Here is a 21,365-nt window from a genome sequence, read left to right on the forward strand (position 1 = left end):
GGGCTAGGCCCGGTCGTCGGCTTCGACGGCCGGGTCATAGCCTGGTAGGCCGAGTTCTTCGCGCAGCAGCTCGGCCGTGCGTTCGGCGAACATCGAGATGGTCAGGAATGGGTTGACGCCGAGCGCCCGGGGGATCACCGACGCGTCGCACACGTAGAGCCCGTCGTAGGTACCGCCGTCGGGCCGGAAAACCCGGCCGGCGTGGTCGACGACACCCGCGTCGACATTGTCTGCAGTCGCGCACCCACCCATCGGGTGCGCGGTGATCAGGTGCTTGCCGAGAAGCCGTTTGTCCCAACGTGGGTTCTTCATGTAGGTGCCGCCGATCGCCTCGACCGCGGGCTGCATGATCGCATCGACGTCGCGGTAGATCCGCTCGGTCGGCGCCCCTGGCCAATCGATCTTCACTGTGCCGTTGTTGCGTAGCACCAGTTCGCCATCGGAGTTGTCGTGCAACATGATCAGGAATCCGAGCGAGTGGTTCATCGCTCCGTCGGTGTTGAACGTGATGTCGCGGCTCCATCGCTCGAGCTTGGCTCTGCGAAAGTCGCGATAGCTGGTGGCGGCCAGGCCCATCAGGCCGAACCGGATGCTGTCGGTGAGCGCTCGGGGCAGCGAAAGATCCTGCACCGTGAAGCGTTTGCGCAAATCGGACTGTTCGGCGCCGAAACGCATCACGGCGGTGATGCTCGGTCCGCATGCCAGTTCGCAGCGCGGCGGCCCGTCGGTGGTGGCCCAGGTTTGGGTGTCGGTTCGCATATCGGTGTTGTAGGCGATGCCGAAGTTGTCGCCGTTGCCGCTGAAGTTCCTGCCCAGCCGCGTCGACAGCTGCAGCCCGGCCTGACTCGAGCGCAGCAAGATCGCATTGCTGCCCAGCGTGCCCGCGGCGACCACCACGCGGCGGGCCGTGACGACAACCTCGGTCTGTGCGCCGGTGCGTCGCGCGATCACCCGCCACCTGCCATCGTCGGTCGGTTCGATGCGTTGTGCTTCGATGCCGGGGAACAACTGGACGCCGAAATGCGCGGCCATGGGCAGGTAATTGGTCATCAGCGTGTTCTTCGAACCCGTGTTGTCCCCGGTGCCGTCGCCGCCGTGGTTAGGGCAGCGGCGACGCTGCACGCCGTACTTGGTGATCCGATCCTCGGTGCTGACTGTGATGTCGAGGATCTGCATTTGTGCGCCGGCGTTTTTGGCGATCTGAGTGAATGCTTCGACGCGGCGCAACGGCACGTCCTCCGCGTAACGCACCGCACCGAGCATTCGCCGCGCCCGCGCGTAATACTCCTGCAGACCGCCTACGCCGTCGGGCTGCCGCTCGACCAGGTCGCGAAACTCCCGGGGCCACGCTGCCAGAAACACTTCCCGGTCGGGCACGATCGCGACGTTGAAGTTGATCAGCGAGGTGCCGCCGAGGCCGTTCGCGTGGATTACGTCGATGCTCTTGAACCGCTCAATCTCGATAAGGCCCAACGGATTCAACGGTGAACGGAGTTCGTTGAGTGCGGCCGCCTCGGACTCGGGGAAGCTGCCGGTCGGATGTTCGGCGCCGCGTTCGAGCACTGCGATGTCGAGCTTGCGGCCCGCGGCGGCGTTCGCCACCCCCAGGCGTGCCGCGGTAATGGCGCCGCCGTAGCCGGAACCGAGGATCACCACGTCGTATTCGCTGCGCAGCGCATCCATTGATGTAGCGAGAGCCTCGGCCGATTCCGCCATGACAGCAACCTCCGTTTCCTGAATAAGTACCGGAGCGTAGACCTTTATCGGGAATTTCGGGAGATGTCCCGCAAAGTAAGTGAGGCGCTAATGTCAATTCGATTTACACGGAAGGCATTGGCTCCGCCATTGATTAACTATGTCGATCGCATTTACGCGTTTGGCCTGCAGCGATGGCCCGAATCACTTTATAACGATTAGATAACGATCCGATATTGATCGGTGTGTTCAGGCGGGAAATCAATAGCATCCGTAAATCCACCCCGTGAGCAAGGAAGCCGTAATGTCGCTTTTGTTTACAAGGCCAGATTCCCTGGTCGAGTCGGCGGCAGACGGGCAGGCTCGCGAGCCATTGGCCGAGATGGTCACCAGGCCGCGGCGCTACATTGTGCGGCAGGCCGACGGCTCGCTCCAGACCCTCGGCCGGTTCTTCGAGTTGGCCGCGCAGTCTGCCGTATACCTGATCACGGACCTCGTCCGGTTGCGCCATCCATGGCGCGACACCCTCAACCAGGCGTCGTTCATCGTCGGTGTCACCGCGATTCCGGCGTTGCTGATCTCCGTCCCGTTCGGAGTCATCGTCGCGGTGCAGGTGGGCAGTGTTATCCAGCAGGTGGGTGCTACGTCGATCTCAGGGGCCGCCGGCGGCCTCGGCGTCATCCGGCAGGCCGCGCCGATCGTCGCCGCATTACTGCTGGGCGGTGCGGCCGGTGCGGCGATAACCACCGACCTGGGCGCGCGCAGCATCCGCGACGAGGTTGACGCGCTGCGCGTCATGGGCATCGATCCGGTGCAGCGGCTCGTCACGCCGCGGCTGGCGGCGATCCTGCTGGTGGCACCGGCGCTGTGCATCTTCATCATCTTCATGGGCCTGTCGGCCGGTTACGTAATCAACGTGGGCTTCCAATCCGGCACTCCCGGAAGCTATATCGCCTCGTTCGGATCGTTCGCCACCGTCGCCGACGTGGTGGTGGCGCTGGTCAAAACCTGGCTGTTCGGCGTGATCGTGACCCTGATCGCCTGCCAGCGTGGTCTGGAAACCAAAGGCGGTCCACGCGGCGTCGCCGACAGCGTCAACGCGGCCGTCGTTCTCGGCGTGGTCACGGTGTTCGTGCTCAACCTGGTGATCACCGAATTCGTCACCCTGTACATGCCGGCGAAAGTCGGCTGATGGCAACACCTTCGCGGTATCTACCCGCCGGACTGGCCACCTCCTTGCGGGTGGCCGGTCGGGGCGGCGCGGTGTTCGAACGCCTCGGACACCAGGCCACCTTCCTCGGTTTGGTGCTTGCTGGGATACCGCGCACCGTCGCACGCTACCGCCGCCACACCGGAGCGATTCTGGTCGACATGATCTGGGGCAACGGTTCGCTCGTCGTCGGTGGCGGCACCATCGGTGTACTGGCGTTCATGGGTGCGGCGATCGGGGGCTCGGTCGGGGTCGAAGGCTATGCGGTGCTGGACATGGTCGGCATGGGTCCGCTGACCGGCTTCATCTCCGCCTACGCCAACACCCGGGAGATGGCGCCGATGATCGCGGCGATCGGATTCGGAGCTCAAGCCGGCACCCGGATGACCGCCGAGATCGGCGCCATGCGCATCGCAGACGAGATCGACGCGCTGGAAGCCCAAGGCATCCCGTCGATTCCGTACGTGGTGACCCCTCGCGTCATCGCGGGCATGATAACCATCGTTCCGCTCTACCTGCTGGCCCTGGCCCTGAGCTACCTGTCCTGCGCGCTGGTGGTCAAGCTGCATCAAGCGTCGGGCACCTACTACCACTACTTCGACTCATTCATAAAGCCGTCGGACGTGGCCTTCTCGGTGCTCAAGGCGATAATCTTCGTCATCCTGATGGTCGGGATCCATTGCTACGAGGGCTATTACGCCGGCGGCGGGCCGGAGGGGGTCGGCCACGCTTCGGGGCGGGCGATCCGCGCCAGCCTGATCACCGTCGTCATCGCCGACATGATGCTCACCTTATTGTTCTGGGGCGACAATCCCGGACTGAGGTTGTCGGGGTAGCCAATGACAGCACCCAGTTCGAAATCCCTTCGCATCCGGGGCCTGATCGTCGCCGCGGTGCTGGCCGTCGTCGGCGCCGTCCTCTACCAGGCCGCCACCGGCAACTACGACGACACGTTCAAACTGACCGTGGTCGCGAACGCGATCGGCGAGGGTTTGGCGCCCGGTGCCGAGGTCAAGTTTCATGGGCTGGCCATCGGGTCGGTCAAGAACCTGGAAGCCACCGGATACAACAAGCAGACGATGACGGTGCTGCTCGACCCGCGCCAAGCCAAGGTCCTGACCGCCGACACCATCGCCAGGTTCACCTCGTCGAACGTATTCGGCACCGCGGCAGTCGAACTCGTCAGCGAGGGCAAGGGTCCACCCTTGCGGCCGAATCAGACACTGGTTCTGCGCACCGACGCCGACGCTGCGTCGGTGACGGGGTTGTTGCGTCAGGGCCAGCGAATCAGCCGCGTCCTCGACACGCCGGAATTCGACCACGTCATCGAGGTACTTCGCCGGCACGCCGGCATCGTGGAGCCGACGGCCAGGGCCGGCCTTGACCTCGCCAAGGCCTTGGCCGACGCGCGGACAATCTCTGTCTCACAATCGCTTTCGGTGCTGGCTTCGTTCCTAGGCGGGTTGGGCGCGGCCCTGCCCGCAGTGGGGCTGGCAACCGGCATGCTCGATGCGCTCGACCCTCTGGTGGCGCCAGGAGGGGTGGCGCGCACGAATTTGGTTATGCGCCAGACCGGTCAGCTGTTACGCGATGCCGGTCAGATCGCCGTTCGCAACAATCCATGGCTCAGCCAGCTGCTCGGCGCCATTATGAACGTCGACGTCCCGGCGATGTACGCCATGGGCAGCCTGGCGCCGGCTTATGACCGGCTCTCCGGTCTGCTCGACCGCACCAGCACCGCTTTCCCGATCATCAACGGCGAAGTCCAGATGCGCACCGAGGTCATCCTGGAGGGTGGCCGATGAGGAAGGTGTCGCGCTCGGTGCTGTGGCTGACGGTGTTCACCACGGTCGCCACGGTGTGCGCGGTCATCGTGCTCACGGCGCTGCGCAGTCCGGTCAGCGGGCCGGTCTCGCACTACACTGCTACCTTCACCGACGTATCGGGTCTGGACGTGGGCAACGACGTTCGCATTTCCGGCGTACAAGTCGGCAAGGTCGATGCCATCCGGCTGGACGGCCGTATCGCAAAGGTCGGCTTCACCGCGCTTGATGATCACCCGGTGTATCGCAATACCGTTGCCGCCGTGCGCTTTCAGAACCTGCTGGGTCAGCGTTATCTAGAACTTGTGCAGTCTGCGGCCGGTGGGGAACGGCTGCCCGCGGGCGGCGCGATCGCGATCGGACAGACCGTTCCGTCGTTCGATATCACCAAGCTGTTCAACGGCTTTCGACCGGTTTTCCAGACGCTCGATCCCGCGCAGCTCAACCAGTTCGGCGAGAACCTGCTGCGGCTGATTCAGGGCGACGATTCCGGCTTGGGACCGGTGCTACGCGATCTGGACGCGATCGCCAAGTTCGCCGTCAACCGACAAGCCGCGATCACCGTGCTGATCCGCAACCTCAGCGAGATTTCCGGCGACATGGGCGGCAAGTCGCAGCAGCTGTTTCATCTCATCGCCACGCTGAACGACTTGCTGGCGAAGTTCACCTCCAAGGCAGACGATTTTCGCGCCTCGATCGACATCGAGTTGCCGCTGCTGCGCAGCCTCGTTCATGTTCTGGAGTATGGCGAGCACACTTTCGACGGTTCGACGGTCCCGCTGTACGACCTGATGAGCCGGATGTTCCCGCAGACGCCGACCATCGTCGCCGGGCTGTCGTTGGTGCCCTCCCTGGTTCAGGGGTTGCGCGATTCACTGGCCGACGACCAGCAGGCCACCCCGGTGTTCACCTGCTCGCACGGCCAAGTCCACCTTCCCGGCATCGGCGAAGTGTCTTTCGCTCAGCAGGATTTGGTGGTGTGCAGGTGATCTTCGGCCGGTACCATCGCGCACTCGACGAGTGCGCCGCGGCGGCACGCAGCCGCAGGCAGGGCATCGTGGGCATATTCGCCATAGTGGTTGTGCTGGCCACCACCGGCGTGGCGTACCTGAATCCGGCGGGGCAAACCGGTTACACCGCAACCGCCGGTGCCTCCGGCGGTGTCCGCGCGGGCGACGAGGTTCGCATCGCCGGTGTGCGGGTCGGCAAGGTCACCGGTGTCCGGCTGAACCGGACGCTGGTCGAAATCAAATTCGAGGTCAAGCGGTCAATTCTGGTCGGCTCAATGTCCACGCTGGACATCAAGCTGCTCACGCCATTGGGTGGCCATTACGTCGCACTCGATCCGCAGGGCGGTACGCCCCTGGGCGGCAACGTGATTCCCCCGCAACGCGTCAAGTCGCCCTACGAGGGCAGCGACATGATCCAGGAGGTGACACCCTTCATCAGGGAGGTCAACGGCCAGGTCATCCACGACACGTTCAGCGAAGTCGCACACGCCGTCGACGAATATCCCGATGCGCTGCGCGACATCCTGCGGTCGGCCGGCGAATTGACCGGGTTGTTGAGCAAGATGACCGGCGACCTGCATCGCGGTCTGGACTTCGTCAACAACTCCAGCGCTGCCCTGGCTGCGGGGCGCAAGCAGCTGGTCGCACTGATCGAGCAGTTCGCTCTGGTCGGGCAACGCTATACATCGAAGTCCGTTGACATCGTCGAGTTCTTCACGCTGCTGCGCGAACTGACCCGAATTCTGGACCGGGTCCTGGTGTTCTACCAGCGCGAGGTCGCGCCCACCATCAATGGCATCGACGACATCTTCGACACCCTGTTCACCCACCCCGACCGGATCGGCAAGGCAGCTGAGGGCGTCGGTCAGATCCTCAACATCGTGGGGCCGATGTTGAGCGGTAACGGTGTCGTGCTGGACGAGAGCCACCGGTTGGTACCCGGGCAGGACCTGTGTCTGCCGAACATCATGAGGCACTGCTGATATGACGAAAAAGCGCGCCATGATCGCCGCGGCCGGGGCCTTGGCCATCGGGGTCATCGGGACTGTCGGCTTCGCCGGTACCAGAGTGCTGCTGCCCGAATTCGACGACACCCGGCCCATGTGCGCCGAATTCAGCGACGCGGCAGGGCTCTACCCGGGCAATAAGGTGCAGCTGCTGGGCATCGAGGTGGGCTTGGTGACGGCGGTGTCCAACAAACCCGACCACGTGCAGGTCGATTTCACTGTGTCCAGGGATCTCGAGCTGCCGGCCGATGTCGGGGCCGTCACCTACTCGCAGTCGATCGTGAGCGACCGGCATGTCGAACTCACCAAACCCTATGCCGGCGGCCCGAAGTTCAGCGGATCTGGCTGCATCAAGCTGGCAGCAACCAAGACTCCCATCGGTGTCAGCGAAACCTTCGCCGCGGTAGACAAACTCGCCAGCACCGTGTTGGGAGCCGAAGCAGGGAAAGACCCATCGCAGGCGCCGGGCGCACAGGCGATCAACGACAGCCTGCTCGCGGCCAGCCGCTCGCTGGACGGTACCGGATCAGAGCTCAACCGGACGCTGCGTGAACTCGTCGCCGTCATCGGCGACCCCTACCAGGCCGATGCCGAATACCGCCAGCTGATCGAGAACACCGAGATCCTCACCTCGACGGTGCTGCAGCACTGGGACACCGTGGCATCCGTGGTCGCGACCCTGCCCGGCAGCCTGCGCATGATCGAGGGACTGGCCGACGGCTTCGGGGCCTCGCTGCACCATCTCACGCACTCGTTGCCGATCCTGGTCGAGGCGTTGAATCGGTTCGCGCCCAGGGTGTATCACAACATCACCGACAAGCTGATTCCCTGGATCCGCGACGTCCTCAATGCCTTCACGCCGCAGATCGTCGGCGCGATCAACGCCCTGCCCCCGGTAACCGATTGGCTCGCCGCTAAATACGAGCCGGCCTGGGGGACGCACAACGTCACGTATCTGCCACCCCAGGTTGCCATTTCACCGTCGCAGGCTGGTGCGATCTGTGATGTGTTGCGCCAGCGCAACACTCCCGGCAGTCAGATGGCGTGTGCGGCCGGTGCCGCCTCCGACCCCGTGACGCTGGGCCTGACCGATCTCATCCTGGGGGCCGCGGTCCCATGAGCCGACGATTGATCGCCGCATTGCTCGGCGTCGCGGTGGTCGGGCTGACCGCAGGATGTTCGCTTGATCCGACGCGGTTGCCAGTACCGGGTTCGTATGTCCCGGGCGACAAGTACACCATTAAGGTCGAGTTCTCCAGCGTGCTGAACCTGCCGGGCAGAGCCAAGGTGGACTTCGGCGGAGTGCGGGTGGGCGTCCTGGACCGCGTTCAGCTGGTCGGCAGTACCGCGGTGGCTTACGTAGACGTCGCTAAAAACATTCTGCTGCCGCAGAATACCCGCGCCGAGCTACGGCAGGCCACCGTCCTCGGCGACATCTACATCGCGCTGCTGCCGCCCGACAACCCGGCACCGGGTGCCCTGCGAGACGGGGACACCATTCCGTTGCGCAACACACTGCCGGCCGACAACGTCGAAGACATCTTGCGCGGGGTATCGAACCTGGTGTCCGGCGGCGCGCTGAATACCTTGCAGGAAACCGTGATCAACTTCAATAAGGCCTTTCCGAAAGACCCTGCCGAGCAGGAGCGGATCCGGACGAAATTGGCCGGCGTGCTGCGCGACTTGGCGGCCAACCAGGCCGCTATCGACGAAATACTGTCCAGTGCAGAAAATCTCAGCAGCGGCGTGATCGACGACACCGGTGTCGTCGAGAGGTTGCTCAGCGAAGGCCCGGGCAAACTCGAGGCGATGACCGGCGTGTTGCCGGACATAATCCAGCTGCTCGTCGATTTCCAGGACCTCGGCCGCAGCGGTGCACAGTTGCTGGTCCCCAATGCGCCCGACTTCATCCAGATGCTCTCCTACATAACGCCGTTGGTCGGATCGGTCGCGACGGCCGACACTACGGTTCCGGTGATCGCCGACAAGCTGGTCGGATTGGTACGCGACAAGCTCATTCCGTTCTTCGGCAACGGTGGACCGAAGTTCAGCGTCTCCGAGGTGCATCCGCCGCAGGGAAACCCCGGAGTGGATCCCGCTGACAAGGCCGATCAGGCCGTCTCGGCGATGCGGGCGATGGGAATGCTGCCGTGAAGTTCAGTGCCGCGGCGACTTTGGTGATCCTGGCGGTCATGACCGTGCTTGGCGTCGGCTATCTATCGCTCGGTGTACTTGGCACGGACCCGACCGCGAAGCCGACCCGGATCACCCTGATGCTGGACAGCTCGGGTGGGCTACTGCCCACCTCGCAGGTGACGATGCGCGGGATTCGGGTGGGCCGGGTGACTGGAATCCGCACCACCGCAACCGGCCTGAAGGTATCGATCGATCTCGACCGAGCGTATCCCGTCCCCGTCGACAGCGTTATCAGTGTGCAGAACCTCTCACTCGTCGGTGAGCAGTACATCGACTTCAAGCCCAAACACGTAGCGCCGCCGTACTTCAGCGACGGCTCGGTGATTCCCGCCGACCGAGTGGCGGCGGCGGTTACCGTGAGCGACCTGCTGGCCCGAGCCAACGCGCTACTGTCTGCGCTCAATCCGGCTTACGTCCGCACCATAGTGGCGAACGTTTCGCAGGCGTTCGCCGGCAATGACGACACCCTCGACGCGCTGGCCACGTCAGCGGGTTTGGTCGCCAAGCTGGAGTGGGAGAACCGCGAGCTGCTCACCACGCTGTTCGGCAATGTCTCCACGCTGACCGCCGACCTGGACCAACTGCATGCCGGGGCGGTGCTGAGCGAGGCCGGCAACCTGCTGCCGGGTGCGCTGTCGGCGTTGAGCGGGCTGGTCCGCGATACCGACGAATACACCCGTGCGGGTGACGGAGCCTTTGCGCCGGGCACGCCGATTTCTACACTCGTGGCCAACCTCGGTGAGTACCTCGACACGTTGGCTGGACCCTTGAGCACCTTCGCGACGGTGCTGGAGCCGGCGACGGCGCCGTTGCGCGGCTGCAAGGTCAACGCCGGGCACTGGCTGGATTTCTGGGAGTCAACCTTCAATGACGCCGGTGGACTGCGGGTGCAGGTGAATGTGCCGGAGGGGCACTGACAGTGAAGGATCCAACATGACCATCGACACGATCGAGAAGAGCGACGACACCGATAGCGACACCGCCGACACCGCGGCCGACGGCGCCCAGCCGCGGGCCAGGAAGCCCCGGCGGTGGGTTCTGCTGCTAGCCGCGGCAGCGCTGATCGTCGCCGGCATGTTCGGGTACGACAAATACCGCAGCGTGACCGACGAGCTGGCGGCCCTGCGCCAGGCCAATTCCGATCACGACGCGGTGGCCAAGCTCGCCAAGGAGTACGCGCTGAAGTCGCTGAGCTACAGCTTCGAGGATCCCGACGCCTTCTTCCGGTCGGTGGAGGGCGGCGTTTCGCAAACGCTCAAAGACAAGTACGTCAACGCCACCGAGCTTCTCAAGGGCGTGATGCTGCAGGCACAGGTCACCTCGACCGGTGAGGTGCTGGCGACCGATGCCGTCGCCCAACCCGGCCAGGTCTACCAGGTAGTGGTGTCGGCCACGCAGACCACACGCAACATGCAGAACCCGAAGCCGCGGGTATCACTGATTCTGCTGCAGGTGACGGTCAACAAAGTCGGCGACGGCTGGCAGGTATCCGATATCGGACCTAAGACCGGGAGCCACGCTCCGTAGCCGCTTCCGGCCCGAGCGTAACGCCACCGAGGATTCCGGCTGGATTTCTTGCGGGGGCCTTACGTTCGCCACAAAGCCTTACGTTCGCCACAAATAAGGCTCGACGTTTGACCGCTGCCGTAAGCGGAAATGCCTTCTGAATGAACGGCACGCTCGAACGTCACGCCGCATGGGACGTTGACGATCGATTCGTGCTACCCGCGCCGAATGGCCTGCTGGGTAAGCGGGTGCGCCATGACAGCGTCGACGAGACCGTCGTGTACTACGACACCCCAGGGCACGACCTGCGCGCTTTCGGGGTTTCGCTACGTCGCCACGACGGCGACTGCGAAGCCGGCTGGCGGCTCGAGATCCCGGCCAGCGACGGTCGAAACGAATTATGTTGGCCGCCTTCGGATCAGCCTCCAGCCGAGGCGATCGGCCTGCTTACCGGCCTGACTGGTGGCGAGGGCCTGGTCGATATCGCAAAGATCCATACCCTGCGCGAGCGTTATCGCCGAACCAAGCCACGTCTTGAAGTCGACGACGATCGGGTTCGGGCCTCAGTCGGTGCGCACCTGCTGGCCTGGCGTGAGATCGAGGTGGACGCCGACGGGCGGGACCGGTCGGCGGCCAAGCGGATCGGTAAGCGGCTGCGCGCCGCGGGCGCCCGGCGTTCGCGGTATTCGTCGAAGCTCGCACATGTCGCACCGGCCGAACGAATAGCCACTGGCCGGGCGGCAGCGGCGTTCCTCAACTACCTGCACGCGCAGCTCGATCAGATAGCCGCCGGTGACATCGGGTTGCGGCGGGGGCGAGACCCGATCCACGACACCCGCGTCGCGATCCGCCGGTTACGTAGCACGCTGCGAGTATTCGCACCCGTACTCGACGAGTCGGTCGGCGACATGGACGGTGAGCTCAGGTGGTTCGCGGGGCTGCTCGGCGACGTCCGCGACTGCCGTGTCCAGCAGCACCGCTTCGGCGACGCCATCGATGGGCTTCCCGACGAGCTGGTCCTGGGACCGGTCAAGGCACGCATCGGCAAGGATCTGCAGGCCGTCGAACTTCCGGCGCGCGCTGCAGTACGTGAGGCTATGGATTCCGAGCGCTACCTGGCCATCATGGCGGTGCTGCGGCGCTGGCGGACCGACGCGCCCGTCGCCGCGGACATCACCACCGCCAAGCTACGCAAGCGGCTGCGGCGCGCTCGGCGCAAGGCGGATCGGAGGCTGGTGACCGCGCTTGGATCCCAACCGCAATCCGGACAGGACCACCTGCTGCACCGAGCGCGCAAAGCCGCCAAGCGAGCCCGCTACGCCGCCGAGCTGTGCCAGCCGCTGCACCCGGCGGCAAAGCGAAAGATCAAGAAGTACAAGCACATTCAACGCGTCCTTGGCGATCATCAGGACACCGTGGTCGCCACCGAAGCACTGCGCAAGATGGCGATAGCGGCGGGAACGACTCCCGGGGAGAACGGCTTCACCTACGGCATGCTCTACGCGCGCGAGCGGCAGATAGCCGAGCAATGCCGTCGAGAAGCCCGGCAACTCGGGTAGGCGCGCCGGGATGGCCCGTTGAGGGGGCGGGCCATCCCGGCCTACGCGGGTCTACTTACCCGTCTACTTACCCAAGGGTTAGCCGTTGGGCGTGCGCCGCCCGGCAGTCGGCTGGTCCTCGATTTCGCGGATTTCGCGCCGGTCTTCGCTGACGGTGGGGTCGATGCCGTCGGCGCGGTCCCACTGTTGCTGCAGTTGTTCGCGCGATGCCGACAATTCGTTCTCGTGCGCGGTCGCCCGCTCCTGCAGCCGGGCGGCCTCGGCGGCCTTTACCTCGGCCTCGGCCTGGGCGGCCCGCGCCTTGGCGGCTGTTTCATCGGCGAGTGCCTGACGGCGTTCCACTTTGGCGGTCTGCAGCCGGGCCTGCTCGCGGATTTCTTCGGCCTGGCGCTGTTTGCGACGCCGCTGACCTCTGTTGACGGCCACGGCGAGGACGACGATTAGCAGAATCGCCACTACCGCGACGATCACAATCCATATGGCGCTGGTACTCATGATGAGCTCCGTCGATAGATCGGTCTGGTTGTACTGCAGCCCGTGCCTACCGAATCCCCATATTCAACAGATATAAAACAAGCCCGTTGGCCGGGCGCAGTGTCGAGCTCGGTAGGTAGGCCGATCCGCCCTGGGACATGAAGGTATGCCGCCGCCTCATGATCGGCCCGATGGCATGGTCATCGAGGGCGATCCCGGACCTTGCCCCGGGTGTCAGCTAACCGTGCGGGGTCCTGGCCGCGCTTGCCAGAATGGACTGCATGACCCTGGATCTGACCGGATACTTCAACCGCATCAACTACGGCGGCCCCACCGAACCGACCCTTGATGTGCTGCAGAATCTGGTGACGGCCCACACCCGAACGATTCCCTTCGAGAATCTCGATCCGTTGATGGGAGTTCCGGTGGACGACTTGGGGCCCGATGCGCTCATTGACAAACTAGTCCGCCGCCGCCGGGGCGGCTACTGCTTCGAACACAACGGGCTGATGGGTTACGTGCTGGCGCAGCTCGGGTATCGGGTGCGCCGTTTCGCCGGCCGGGTGGTGTGGATGCGCCCACCGGAGGCGCCACGTTCTGCGCAGACGCACACCATGCTGGCGGTCACGTTTCCCGGATCTCAGGGGTCTTATCTCGTCGACGTAGGCTTCGGCGGCCAGACGCCGCCGTCGCCGCTGCGCTTCGAGACCGGCGGCGTGCAACAGACGACGCACGAACCGTACCGGCTCGAGGACCGCGGCGACGGGCTGATCCTGCAGGCGCAGGTTCGCGGCGAGTGGCAGACCCTGTACGAGTTCACCACTGAGGTCCGCCCGCAGATCGACCTCACGGTCGGCAGCTGGTACACCTCGACCCACCCGGCGTCGCACTTCGTGACCGGCCTCATGGCGGCGGCGGTGACCGAGGACGGGCGCTGCAACCTGTCCGGCGGCACCCTGGCCGTGCACCGCCCCGATGGTACCGAGAAGGTTCTGCTCGAGGATGCCGCCGCGGTAGTCGATACGCTGGCCGATCGCTTCGGTATCAACGTCGCCGATCTCGGCGAGCGCAGTGCGCTGCAGGCGCGGATCGACCGGCTACTGTCCGGGCAGCCAGTCGCCAATTCGGCGTAGGGCTTCTTCGATGTCGCTGGTCGGCCCGGCGAACGACAGGCGGACAAACGAATTTCCCCGGGTGGTATCGAAGTCGATGCCCGGTGCAATGGCAACACCGGTGTCCGCCAACAACTTTGAGCAGAACGCCAGGGAATCGGTGGTGAAGTCGGAAACGTCGGCGTAGACGTAGAACGCACCGTCGGTGGGCGCCAGCCGCTCAATGCCGATCTCGCGCAGGCCACCGAGTAACAGCGACCGGTTGATCGCGTAGTGCGCCAGGTTGCCGTCGGCTTCCGCGGTCGCCTCCGGGGTGAAGGCCGAAACCGCCGCGATCTGGGATAGCACCGGCGGGCAGATGGTGAAATTGCCGGTGAGGCAATCCACTGCGCGGCGCAATTCGGCCGGCACCAGCAGCCAACCCAGTCGCCAGCCGGTCATCGCGTAGTACTTGGAAAAGCTGTTGACCACTATCGCGTTTCGTGATGTCTGCCACGCGCAGCTGGTTTGTGGCGCTCCGTCGTAGACCAGGCCGTGGTATACCTCATCGCTGATCAGCCGGACTCCGGAGGCATCGCACCAAGACGCTATCGCGGCCAGCTCTTCCGGCGGGATCACCGTGCCGGTGGGGTTGGCCGGGCTGGCGACGATCACCCCCTGCACCGGCGGATCGAGTTCGGCGAGCATCTGCGCGGTGGGCTGAAACCGGGTCTGCGGGCCACATGGGATCTCCACGACCTCACATCCCAACGCGGACAGGATGTTCCGGTAGCAGGGGTAGCCGGGGCTGGCCATTGCCACCCGGTCGCCTACGTCGAAGCACGCCAGGAATGCCAGCAGGAATCCGCCCGAAGACCCCGTGGTGACCACCACCGCATCGACGTCGACGGAGATGCCGTGCTGGCGCTGGTAATCCGCCGCGATTGCGCTGCGCAACTCTGGAATGCCCAGGGCCACGGTGTAACCCAATTGGTTGAGGTGTAGCGCGGCGGCCGCGGCCGCCCGTACCGGCTCGGGGGCGCCCACGCTCGGCTGGCCCGCCGAGAGGTTCACCAGATCACCATGGCTGCGCTGGCGCTCGGCGGCTGCCAGCCAGACATCCATCACATAGAACGGTGGGATGCCGGCGCGCTGTGCGACACGCTCATTCACTGGGGGCGAGCACCTCTGCTTCCAGTCGGCGCAGCAGTTCACGCGGCGACTCGAGCAGCTGGGCGCTGCCGTGCGCGCGTTTGAAATACAGATGCATGTCGTGTTCCCAGGTGATCGCGATGCCGCCGTGCAGCTGAATGCCTTCGGCCGCAACCTTACTCAGCGCTTCGCTGGCCGCCAGCCGCGCGGTGGCGGCATTGGCGGAGGTGGGTTGGTTGCAGGCCTCGTTGACCACAGCTTTGGCCGCGGCGACCATCACGTACAGGTCGGCCATCCGGTGCTTGAGTGCCTGAAAGCTGCCGATCGGGCGCCCGAATTGCACTCGGCTCTTGGCATATTCGACGGTCAATTCCAGGCAGCGTTCGGCGGCGCCGATCTGCTCGGCCGCCAGCAGGACCGCCGCGGTGTCGGCTAGGCCGGGGTCCGCGCCGACGGATTCGGTTCCTTCCGGCTCGACCCGCGCCAGCCGGCGGGTGGGGTCCATGGTGGTCACGGGGTGCGCGCTGAACCGAATCCAACGGCTCAGCCGGCCGTCCGAGGCGGCGACGACGACGTCGGCGATGTCGCCGTTGACCACGTAATCGGGGTCGAGGACCAGTGCTCCGATCGAGGTTCCTTCGGCGAGTGCGCCCAGCGTTTGCGCGTCGGGCTCAGCAGCGGTGAGCAATGCCAGTTCCGCCAGGGTGGTGCCCAACAGGGGAGAAGGGACCAGCCCGCGGCCCAGCTCTTGTAAAACCGTTGCCGCATCGGCCAATTCGCCGCCGGCGCCGCCCAGTTCCTCGGGGATAACCAGCGCGGCGGCGCCGACCTGCTCGCACAGCAGCTGCCACAGCGACTCGTCATAACCGCAGTCGGACTCCATCGCCGCGCGCACCGCCGTCGGGCTGGCATGCTTGGTTACCAAGGCGGCGACGGTCTCCCGCAGCAATTCCCGTTCATCAGTCATGGCGCCGCTCATCCTCATCGCTAGCGGGAGGTGCCCCCACATTGTTCTTCCGCTCTGCCTCGTCGCCGGCGCTAGTCATGGCAAAGCCTCCAATACCCGCCGCCGGTGCTGCTCGGGGGTGCCCCACGCCGACCGTAATGCCTGCACCCGCAACAGCAACAACGACAGGTCGTGTTCCTGGGTGAACCCGATCGCGCCGTGGGTTTGCAACGACGACCGCGCCGCCAGCAGGGCCGCCTCACCCGCAGCCAATTTGGCCGCGCTGACGTCGCGGGGTTGCATTGACAATGCGGCGCCGTAGACCAGGGGTCGAGCCAATTCGATGGCGATGTGGACGTCGGCGAGCTTGTGCTTGATCGCCTGATATGAGCCGATCACCCGGCCGAACTGAGTCCGTTGCTTGGCGTAATCGACGGTCGCGTTCAGCAGTGCCCCGGCGGCCCCGACCAGCTGTGCCGCGGTCGCCAGGGCGCCGAACTCGTAGGCGCGCTTGGTGTCCGCCTGCCACGGCTCGCCGATCGCGGTCACCTCGTAGAGGCGACGGCAGGGGTCGACGGACTCATGCTCGTCACCGGGCTCGGCTCCTCTGACGCCGCTTTCGTCGGCCAGCAGCACCAGCCCGGCGGTATCGGCATCGACCGCATACGGTACCTGCGGCGGTAGTGCGAGCGTGGCGATCAGCTCACCGCTGGCCAGCCCGGCGCTGCGCTCATCTTCGGTCAGCAAAACCGGTGCTACAGCAATGGATTCGGTGACAGGGCCGGGCACGCACCAGTGCCCAAGACGTTCCAGAGCGACCACAAGGTCGACCGGGTGAGCGTCGATCCCGTCGTATTCTTCCGGTACCGCCAGTGCGGTGACGCCGAGGTTGGCCAGTTGCTCCCACACCTTGCGGCCGGGTGCGACGTCGCCGGCGGCCCAGGACCGGACCGCGCCGGGAAGATCCGCGGCACCCAGAGCCGCGTCGATACTGGCCGCGAAGTCGCGTTGCTGTTCGTCGAGTACGAATTCCACGGTCACTTCTTCTCTCGCGGCAGACCCAGCAGGCGTTCGGAGATTATATTTCGCTGGATCTCGTTGGTACCGGCGTAGATCGGCCCGCCGAGGGCGAACAGCAGGCCTTCGGTCCACGGCCCCGCAAGCTCGCCGTCGGCGCCCCGGATGTCAAGTGCGGTCTGATGCAACGCCACGTCCAGGTCAGACCAGAACACCTTCGTCACCGACGACTCCGCGCCCAGCTCACCGCCGGCGGCCAGTCTGGTGACGGTGCCGAACGTCTGCAGCCGGTAGGCCTGTGCCTTGATCCAGCCGTCGGCAACCCGCTCGGCGAACTCCGGTGGCGAGCCGCTTTCCCGCCACAGTCGCACCAGTCGTTCCGCGGCCGCCAGGAATCGGGCCGGGCTGCGCAGCGACATGCCGCGTTCATTGCTCGACGTGCTCATGGCCGCGCGCCAGCCGTCGTTGGGGGTACCGATCACGTCCCGGTCGGGCACGAAGACGTCGTCGAGAAAGATCTCGCCGAAGCCGGTGTCGCCGCCCAACTGGACGATCGGCCGGACCGTGATGCCCTCGGCCTTGAGGTCGAACATGAAGTAGGTGAGTCCGTGGTGCCGTTCGGCCGTGGGGTCTGACCGGAACAGTCCAAATCCCATGTCGGCGAACGGTGCTCGCGAGCTCCAGATCTTCTGTCCGTTGAGCAGCCAGCCGCCGTCGGCCTTGGTGGCGGTCGAACGCAGCGACGCGAGGTCGCTGCCGGATTCGGGTTCCGACCAGGCCTGCGCCCAGATCTGTTCGCCGCTGGCCATTTTCAGCAGGATCCGGTCCAGCTGTTCTTCGGTGCCGTGCGCGAACAGCGTCGGCGCCAGCATCGAGGTGCCGTTGGCGCTGGCCCGGCCCGGCGCCCCGGCGCGAAAGTACTCCTCCTCGTACACCACCCAGTGCAGCAGCGGCGCATCACGGCCGCCGTACTTCTTCGGCCAGTTGATCACCGACAGGCCGGCATCGAACAGCACCCGGTCCCAAACGCGATGCTGAGCAAAGCCTTCGGCGTTGTCATACGACCTGGTCGGTATGGACTCGCGGTTGGCGGCGAGGAAATCGCGCACCTCGGCCTGGAAGGCCAGCGTCTCTTCGTCGAAGTTCAGATCCAATTCAGGCCAACTCTCGCAGTTGTGGTTTGACCACCTTGCCGGCGGCGTTGCGCGGCAAGGTGTCGACGAATCGCACCGATCGCGGCGCCTTGAAGTTCGCCAAATGCTCACGGGTATAGGCGATTACCGATGCCTCATCGAGGTTGGCTCCGGGCCGGGCGACGACGAAGGCCCGGCCCACTTCGCCCAGGCGCTGGTCGGGTACGCCGATCACCGCGGCGTCGGCCACGCCGTCCATCCGGGCCAGCACCTGCTCGATCTCGGCGGGGTAGACGTTGAAGCCGCCGCAGATGTACATGTCCTTGAGCCGGTCGGTGATCCGCAGATTGCCGGCCTGGTCAACGGTGCCGATGTCGCCGGTGTGCAACCAGCCGTCGGAATCGATTGCGGCGGCGGTGGCTTCGGGGTCGTCGAGGTAGCCCAGCATGACATTGGGCCCGCGCAGCAGAACCTCTCCCGTCTCCGAACCGCCGTCGGCTATGCGCAGTTCGAAGTCGGCGAACGGGCGCCCGCAGGTGGTCGCCACCGTTACCGCGTCGTCGTCGGCGCGGCACATCGTGCCCATGCCATTGGCCTCGGTCAGGCCATAAGCCGTGAGCACGATGTCGATATCGAGCTCGGACTGCATGCGTTCCACCAGGACCACCGGAACCGTCGCTGCTCCCGTCACCGCGAACCGCAGTGAGCTCAGGTCGTACTCGGCGCGGGCCGGGTGATCGAGCAGGGTCTGATAGATGGTCGGCGGCCCGGGCAGCACGGTGATGCGGTGTTGCTCGATGGCCTGCAGGGTGCGCAACGGGTCGAACGTCAGGTGTGGGATCAGCGTCGCGCCGGTCTGCAGGCAAGCCAGGATGCCGGCCTTGTAGCCGAAGTTGTGGAAGAACGGGTTGATGCAGAGGTAACGGTCGTCGCTGGTGATCTTGCCGTTGGCCGCCCACGACGCCGACGCCCCCAGCGACTGCCGATGGGCACACAGCACGCCTTTGCTGCGGCCGGTGGTGCCGGACGTGAACAGGATGTCGCTGATGTCGTCGGGCGTGACGGCGGCGGCGCGGGCGGGTACAGCCGCGACGCCGGAACCGAGGGCGACGAACTCATCCCAGCTGCCGGCCCCCGTCTCCGGCGTGTCGATCGGGATGCGGACGATGTGACGCATTGCGGGCAAAGCGGCGCGGTCGAGGTCGGCGGCACGATCGTTGCCGAGGAACCGGCCCGCCGCGAACAGCACCGGCGTATCGGTTCGAGCCAGGATGTCGGCGGCCTCGCCCGCGGTATAGCGGGTGTTCAGCGGCACCATCGCAGCACCGGCGTGGTGGATGGCCAGGCAGGCCACCACCCAGTGCCAGGTATTCGGCGACCAGATGGCGATCCGGTCTTGAGGCTCGACTCCCAGCGCGATGAGCGCGGCGGCGGCGCGGTAGATCTCGTCGCGCAGCTCAGTGGCGGTGAATGTCCGGTCCTCGGTGATCAGAACCTGGTGATCGGGGAGCTGGGTCACGAGACGATGCAGCGCCGCGGGCACGGTGCGGGGATCGTCGGACATGGCACTAGGCTAACAAAGCAAGTGCTTGGTAGGTTAGCCTACAGGTCATGCAGGACGTCGAGGAGTTCCGGGCGGAGGTCCGCCAATGGCTCGCCGACAATCTGGTCGGCGAGTTCGCAGCACTCAAGGGTCTCGGCGGGCCGGGACGCGAGCATGAGGCGTTCGAAGAACGCCGCGCATGGAACCAGCATCTGGCCGCCGCGGGGCTGACTTGTCTGGGATGGCCGGTCGAGCACGGCGGGCGCGGGCTGTCGACGGCGCACCGGGTGGCGTTCTACGAGGAGTACGCGAAAGCCGACGCCCCGGACAAGGTCAACCACTTCGGCGAAGAGCTGCTGGGTCCGACACTGATCGCGTTCGGCACTCCAGAGCAGCAACAGCGCTTCCTGCCACGCATTCTCGACATCACCGAACTGTGGTGCCAGGGCTATTCGGAACCCGGCGCCGGCAGCGACCTGGCCAACGTCTCGACCACGGCCGAACTTGACGGCGACCAGTGGGTGATCAACGGCCAGAAGGTGTGGACATCGCTGGCGCACTTGTCACAGTGGTGCTTCGTGGTCGCGCGTACCGAGAAGGGTTCCAAGCGGCATGCGGGACTCTCGTATCTGCTTGTGCCCCTTGATCAACCGGGCGTGCAGATCCGGCCGATCGTTCAGATCACCGGCACCGCCGAATTCAACGAAGTGTTCTTCGACGATGCCCGCACCGACGCATCCTTGGTGGTCGGCCAGCCCGGCGACGGCTGGCGGGTTGCGATGGGAACACTGACCTTCGAACGCGGTGTCTCCACCCTGGGCCAGCAGATCGTTTATGCCCGTGAGCTTTCCAACTTGGCCGAGCTGGCGCAACGAACCGGCGCCGTCGACGACCCGTTCATCCGGGAGCGACTGACCCGGGCCTGGACGGGGCTGCGCGCGATGCGTTCCTACGCCCTGGCCACGATGGATGTAGAGCAACCCGGTCAGGATAATGTGTCAAAGTTGTTGTGGGCCAACTGGCATCGCGACCTGGGCGAGCTGGCCATGGACGTGATCGGCAAGCCCGGGCTGGTGCTGACCGATGGCGAGTTCGACGAATGGCAGCGGCTCTACCTGTTTACCCGCGCCGACACCATCTACGGCGGATCCAACGAGATCCAGCGCAACATCATTGCCGAGCGGGTGCTCGGCCTGCCCAGGGAGGTGAAGGGGTGAGCTTGTCTGAAGCACCCAAAGAGGTTGCCGGACACGGACTTCTGGACGACAAGGTGGTCGTGGTGACCGCAGCCGCGGGTACCGGCATCGGCTCGGCCACCGCGCGGCGGGCGCTGCTCGAAGGCGCGAATGTCGTCATCTCCGATCACCATGAACGGCGGCTGGGGGAGACCGCGCACCAATTATCCGCGCTGGGTCTGGGACGAGTCGAAAGCGTCGTCTGCGACGTGACATCGAGCGTGCAGGTCGATGCTTTGATCTCGTCCTGCACGGCCCGGTTCGGGCGGCTCGACGTGCTGGTGAACAACGCCGGGCTGGGCGGGCAGACTCCGGTGGCCGACATGACCGACGACGAGTGGGACCGGGTCCTGGACGTGTCGCTGACATCGGTATTCCGGGCCACGCGGGCGGCGCTGCGCTACTTTCGCGATGCACCGCACGGCGGGGTGATCGTCAACAACGCCAGCGTCCTGGGCTGGCGGGCCCAACACTCGCAGTCGCACTACGCCGCAGCCAAGGCCGGGGTTATGGCGTTAACACGTTGCAGCGCAATAGAAGCCGCAGAATACGGCGTCCGGATCAACGCGGTGTCGCCCAGCATCGCCCGGCACAAGTTTCTGGACAAGACGACATCGGCTGAGCTGCTCGACCGGCTTGCGGCGGGCGAGGCATTCGGGCGCGCTGCCGAGCCCTGGGAGGTGGCGGCCACCATCGCGTTCCTGGCTAGCGACTACTCGAGTTACCTCACCGGAGAAGTGATTTCGGTATCAAGTCAGCATCCGTGAG

General features: G+C 65.3%; 20 protein-coding genes. 13 read left to right on the forward strand and 7 right to left on the reverse strand.

What is annotated here, in order from left to right; all coding sequences use genetic code 11:
• Positions 1-3: 3 nt before the first annotated feature.
• Complete coding sequence (locus tag AWC27_RS09190; RefSeq protein WP_085670185.1) at positions 4-1,716, reverse strand: GMC oxidoreductase; 1,713 nt, start codon at positions 1,714-1,716, stop codon at positions 4-6.
• Between the two features lie 361 nt (positions 1,717-2,077).
• On the opposite strand from AWC27_RS09190, the gene AWC27_RS09195 reads away from it, so the two are divergent.
• From AWC27_RS09195 to AWC27_RS09240, 10 genes are all read left to right on the forward strand, one after another.
• Complete coding sequence (locus tag AWC27_RS09195; RefSeq protein ID WP_139836865.1) at positions 2,078-2,887, forward strand: MlaE family ABC transporter permease; 810 nt, start codon at positions 2,078-2,080, stop codon at positions 2,885-2,887.
• Positions 2,887-3,741 carry an MlaE family ABC transporter permease gene (locus AWC27_RS09200; RefSeq protein ID WP_085670186.1) on the forward strand — a complete coding sequence of 285 codons (855 nt, stop codon included), beginning with the start codon at positions 2,887-2,889 and terminating at the stop codon, positions 3,739-3,741. Before AWC27_RS09195 ends, AWC27_RS09200 begins: the two co-directional genes overlap by 1 nt.
• Positions 3,742-3,744: 3 nt before the next feature.
• On the forward strand, positions 3,745-4,710 hold the full coding sequence (locus AWC27_RS09205; protein ID WP_085670187.1) for an MlaD family protein: 966 nt from the start codon (positions 3,745-3,747) through the stop codon (positions 4,708-4,710).
• Entirely contained in the window at positions 4,707-5,717 is a 1,011-nt protein-coding gene (locus AWC27_RS09210; RefSeq protein ID WP_085670188.1) for an MlaD family protein, read from the forward strand. The genes AWC27_RS09205 and AWC27_RS09210 overlap by 4 nt, the downstream gene beginning before the upstream one ends.
• Entirely contained in the window at positions 5,708-6,721 is a 1,014-nt protein-coding gene (locus tag AWC27_RS09215) for an MlaD family protein (RefSeq protein ID WP_245846949.1), read from the forward strand. Before AWC27_RS09210 ends, AWC27_RS09215 begins: the two co-directional genes overlap by 10 nt.
• A gap of 1 nt (position 6,722) precedes the next feature.
• Positions 6,723-7,865, forward strand: coding sequence for an MlaD family protein (locus AWC27_RS09220; RefSeq protein WP_085670189.1), 1,143 nt, complete (start codon positions 6,723-6,725; stop codon positions 7,863-7,865).
• Complete coding sequence (locus AWC27_RS09225; protein ID WP_085670190.1) at positions 7,862-8,899, forward strand: MlaD family protein; 1,038 nt, start codon at positions 7,862-7,864, stop codon at positions 8,897-8,899. Before AWC27_RS09220 ends, AWC27_RS09225 begins: the two co-directional genes overlap by 4 nt.
• On the forward strand, positions 8,896-9,858 hold the full coding sequence (locus AWC27_RS09230; protein WP_085670191.1) for an MlaD family protein: 963 nt from the start codon (positions 8,896-8,898) through the stop codon (positions 9,856-9,858). The genes AWC27_RS09225 and AWC27_RS09230 overlap by 4 nt, the downstream gene beginning before the upstream one ends.
• 16 nt (positions 9,859-9,874) lie before the next feature.
• The gene (locus tag AWC27_RS09235; RefSeq protein WP_085670192.1) at positions 9,875-10,468 is read left to right on the forward strand and encodes a hypothetical protein; all 594 of its coding nucleotides are present in this window, start codon (positions 9,875-9,877) and stop codon (positions 10,466-10,468) included.
• A gap of 140 nt (positions 10,469-10,608) precedes the next feature.
• Positions 10,609-12,006: a CYTH and CHAD domain-containing protein gene (locus AWC27_RS09240; protein WP_085670193.1), complete on the forward strand. Its 1,398-nt coding sequence runs from the start codon at positions 10,609-10,611 to the stop codon at positions 12,004-12,006.
• 78 nt (positions 12,007-12,084) lie between these two features.
• Here the strand turns inward: AWC27_RS09240 and AWC27_RS09245 are convergent, their stop codons facing one another.
• Positions 12,085-12,501: a hypothetical protein gene (locus AWC27_RS09245; protein ID WP_085670194.1), complete on the reverse strand. Its 417-nt coding sequence runs from the start codon at positions 12,499-12,501 to the stop codon at positions 12,085-12,087.
• A 260-nt stretch (positions 12,502-12,761) separates the two neighbouring features.
• Here AWC27_RS09245 and AWC27_RS09250 point away from each other — a divergent pair, with 260 nt between their 5' ends.
• Positions 12,762-13,613: an arylamine N-acetyltransferase family protein gene (locus tag AWC27_RS09250; protein WP_085670259.1), complete on the forward strand. Its 852-nt coding sequence runs from the start codon at positions 12,762-12,764 to the stop codon at positions 13,611-13,613.
• Here the strand turns inward: AWC27_RS09250 and AWC27_RS09255 are convergent.
• From AWC27_RS09255 to fadD3, 5 genes are all read right to left on the reverse strand, one after another.
• On the reverse strand, positions 13,578-14,744 hold the full coding sequence (locus AWC27_RS09255; protein WP_085670195.1) for a pyridoxal phosphate-dependent aminotransferase: 1,167 nt from the start codon (positions 14,742-14,744) through the stop codon (positions 13,578-13,580). The genes AWC27_RS09250 and AWC27_RS09255 overlap by 36 nt on opposite strands.
• Complete coding sequence (gene ipdE2 / locus AWC27_RS09260; protein WP_085670260.1) at positions 14,737-15,690, reverse strand: acyl-CoA dehydrogenase IpdE2; 954 nt, start codon at positions 15,688-15,690, stop codon at positions 14,737-14,739. Before ipdE2 ends, AWC27_RS09255 begins: the two co-directional genes overlap by 8 nt.
• Before the next feature lie 75 nt (positions 15,691-15,765).
• Positions 15,766-16,710: an acyl-CoA dehydrogenase family protein gene (locus AWC27_RS09265; RefSeq protein ID WP_139836860.1), complete on the reverse strand. Its 945-nt coding sequence runs from the start codon at positions 16,708-16,710 to the stop codon at positions 15,766-15,768.
• On the reverse strand, positions 16,707-17,840 hold the full coding sequence (locus AWC27_RS09270) for an acyl-CoA dehydrogenase family protein (RefSeq protein WP_085670196.1): 1,134 nt from the start codon (positions 17,838-17,840) through the stop codon (positions 16,707-16,709). The genes AWC27_RS09265 and AWC27_RS09270 overlap by 4 nt, the downstream gene beginning before the upstream one ends.
• A 1-nt stretch (position 17,841) precedes the next feature.
• Entirely contained in the window at positions 17,842-19,383 is a 1,542-nt protein-coding gene (gene fadD3 / locus AWC27_RS09275) for a 3-((3aS,4S,7aS)-7a-methyl-1,5-dioxo-octahydro-1H-inden-4-yl)propanoate--CoA ligase FadD3 (protein ID WP_085670197.1), read from the reverse strand.
• A 47-nt stretch (positions 19,384-19,430) separates the two neighbouring features.
• Between fadD3 and ipdE1 the strand changes: the two genes are divergently transcribed.
• Positions 19,431-20,579: an acyl-CoA dehydrogenase IpdE1 gene (gene ipdE1 / locus AWC27_RS09280; RefSeq protein WP_085670198.1), complete on the forward strand. Its 1,149-nt coding sequence runs from the start codon at positions 19,431-19,433 to the stop codon at positions 20,577-20,579.
• Positions 20,576-21,364 carry a (5R,7aS)-5-hydroxy-7a-methyl-1-oxo-2,3,5,6,7,7a-hexahydro-1H-indene-carboxyl-CoA reductase gene (ipdF, locus tag AWC27_RS09285; RefSeq protein WP_085670199.1) on the forward strand — a complete coding sequence of 263 codons (789 nt, stop codon included), beginning with the start codon at positions 20,576-20,578 and terminating at the stop codon, positions 21,362-21,364. The genes ipdE1 and ipdF overlap by 4 nt, the downstream gene beginning before the upstream one ends.
• Position 21,365 lies beyond the last annotated feature (1 nt).

The organism is Mycobacterium szulgai, assembly GCF_002116635.1.
Classification (GTDB): Bacteria; Actinomycetota; Actinomycetes; order Mycobacteriales; family Mycobacteriaceae; genus Mycobacterium; species Mycobacterium szulgai.

Bases quoted from the DNA above. Each gene is read 5' to 3' on its own strand.
- AWC27_RS09190 (WP_085670185.1), bottom strand. From the start codon at position 1,716: ATGGCGGAATCGGCCGAGGCTCTCGCTACATCAATGGATGCGCTGCGC.
- AWC27_RS09195 (WP_139836865.1), top strand. From the start codon at position 2,078: ATGGTCACCAGGCCGCGGCGCTACATTGTGCGGCAGGCCGACGGCTCG.
- AWC27_RS09200 (WP_085670186.1), top strand. From the start codon at position 2,887: ATGGCAACACCTTCGCGGTATCTACCCGCCGGACTGGCCACCTCCTTG.
- AWC27_RS09205 (WP_085670187.1), top strand. From the start codon at position 3,745: ATGACAGCACCCAGTTCGAAATCCCTTCGCATCCGGGGCCTGATCGTC.
- AWC27_RS09210 (WP_085670188.1), top strand. From the start codon at position 4,707: ATGAGGAAGGTGTCGCGCTCGGTGCTGTGGCTGACGGTGTTCACCACG.
- AWC27_RS09220 (WP_085670189.1), top strand. From the start codon at position 6,723: ATGACGAAAAAGCGCGCCATGATCGCCGCGGCCGGGGCCTTGGCCATC.
- AWC27_RS09225 (WP_085670190.1), top strand. From the start codon at position 7,862: ATGAGCCGACGATTGATCGCCGCATTGCTCGGCGTCGCGGTGGTCGGG.
- AWC27_RS09235 (WP_085670192.1), top strand. From the start codon at position 9,875: ATGACCATCGACACGATCGAGAAGAGCGACGACACCGATAGCGACACC.
- AWC27_RS09240 (WP_085670193.1), top strand. From the start codon at position 10,609: ATGAACGGCACGCTCGAACGTCACGCCGCATGGGACGTTGACGATCGA.
- AWC27_RS09245 (WP_085670194.1), bottom strand. From the start codon at position 12,501: ATGAGTACCAGCGCCATATGGATTGTGATCGTCGCGGTAGTGGCGATT.
- AWC27_RS09250 (WP_085670259.1), top strand. From the start codon at position 12,762: ATGACCCTGGATCTGACCGGATACTTCAACCGCATCAACTACGGCGGC.
- ipdE2 (WP_085670260.1), bottom strand. From the start codon at position 15,690: ATGACTGATGAACGGGAATTGCTGCGGGAGACCGTCGCCGCCTTGGTA.
- fadD3 (WP_085670197.1), bottom strand. From the start codon at position 19,383: ATGTCCGACGATCCCCGCACCGTGCCCGCGGCGCTGCATCGTCTCGTG.
- ipdE1 (WP_085670198.1), top strand. From the start codon at position 19,431: ATGCAGGACGTCGAGGAGTTCCGGGCGGAGGTCCGCCAATGGCTCGCC.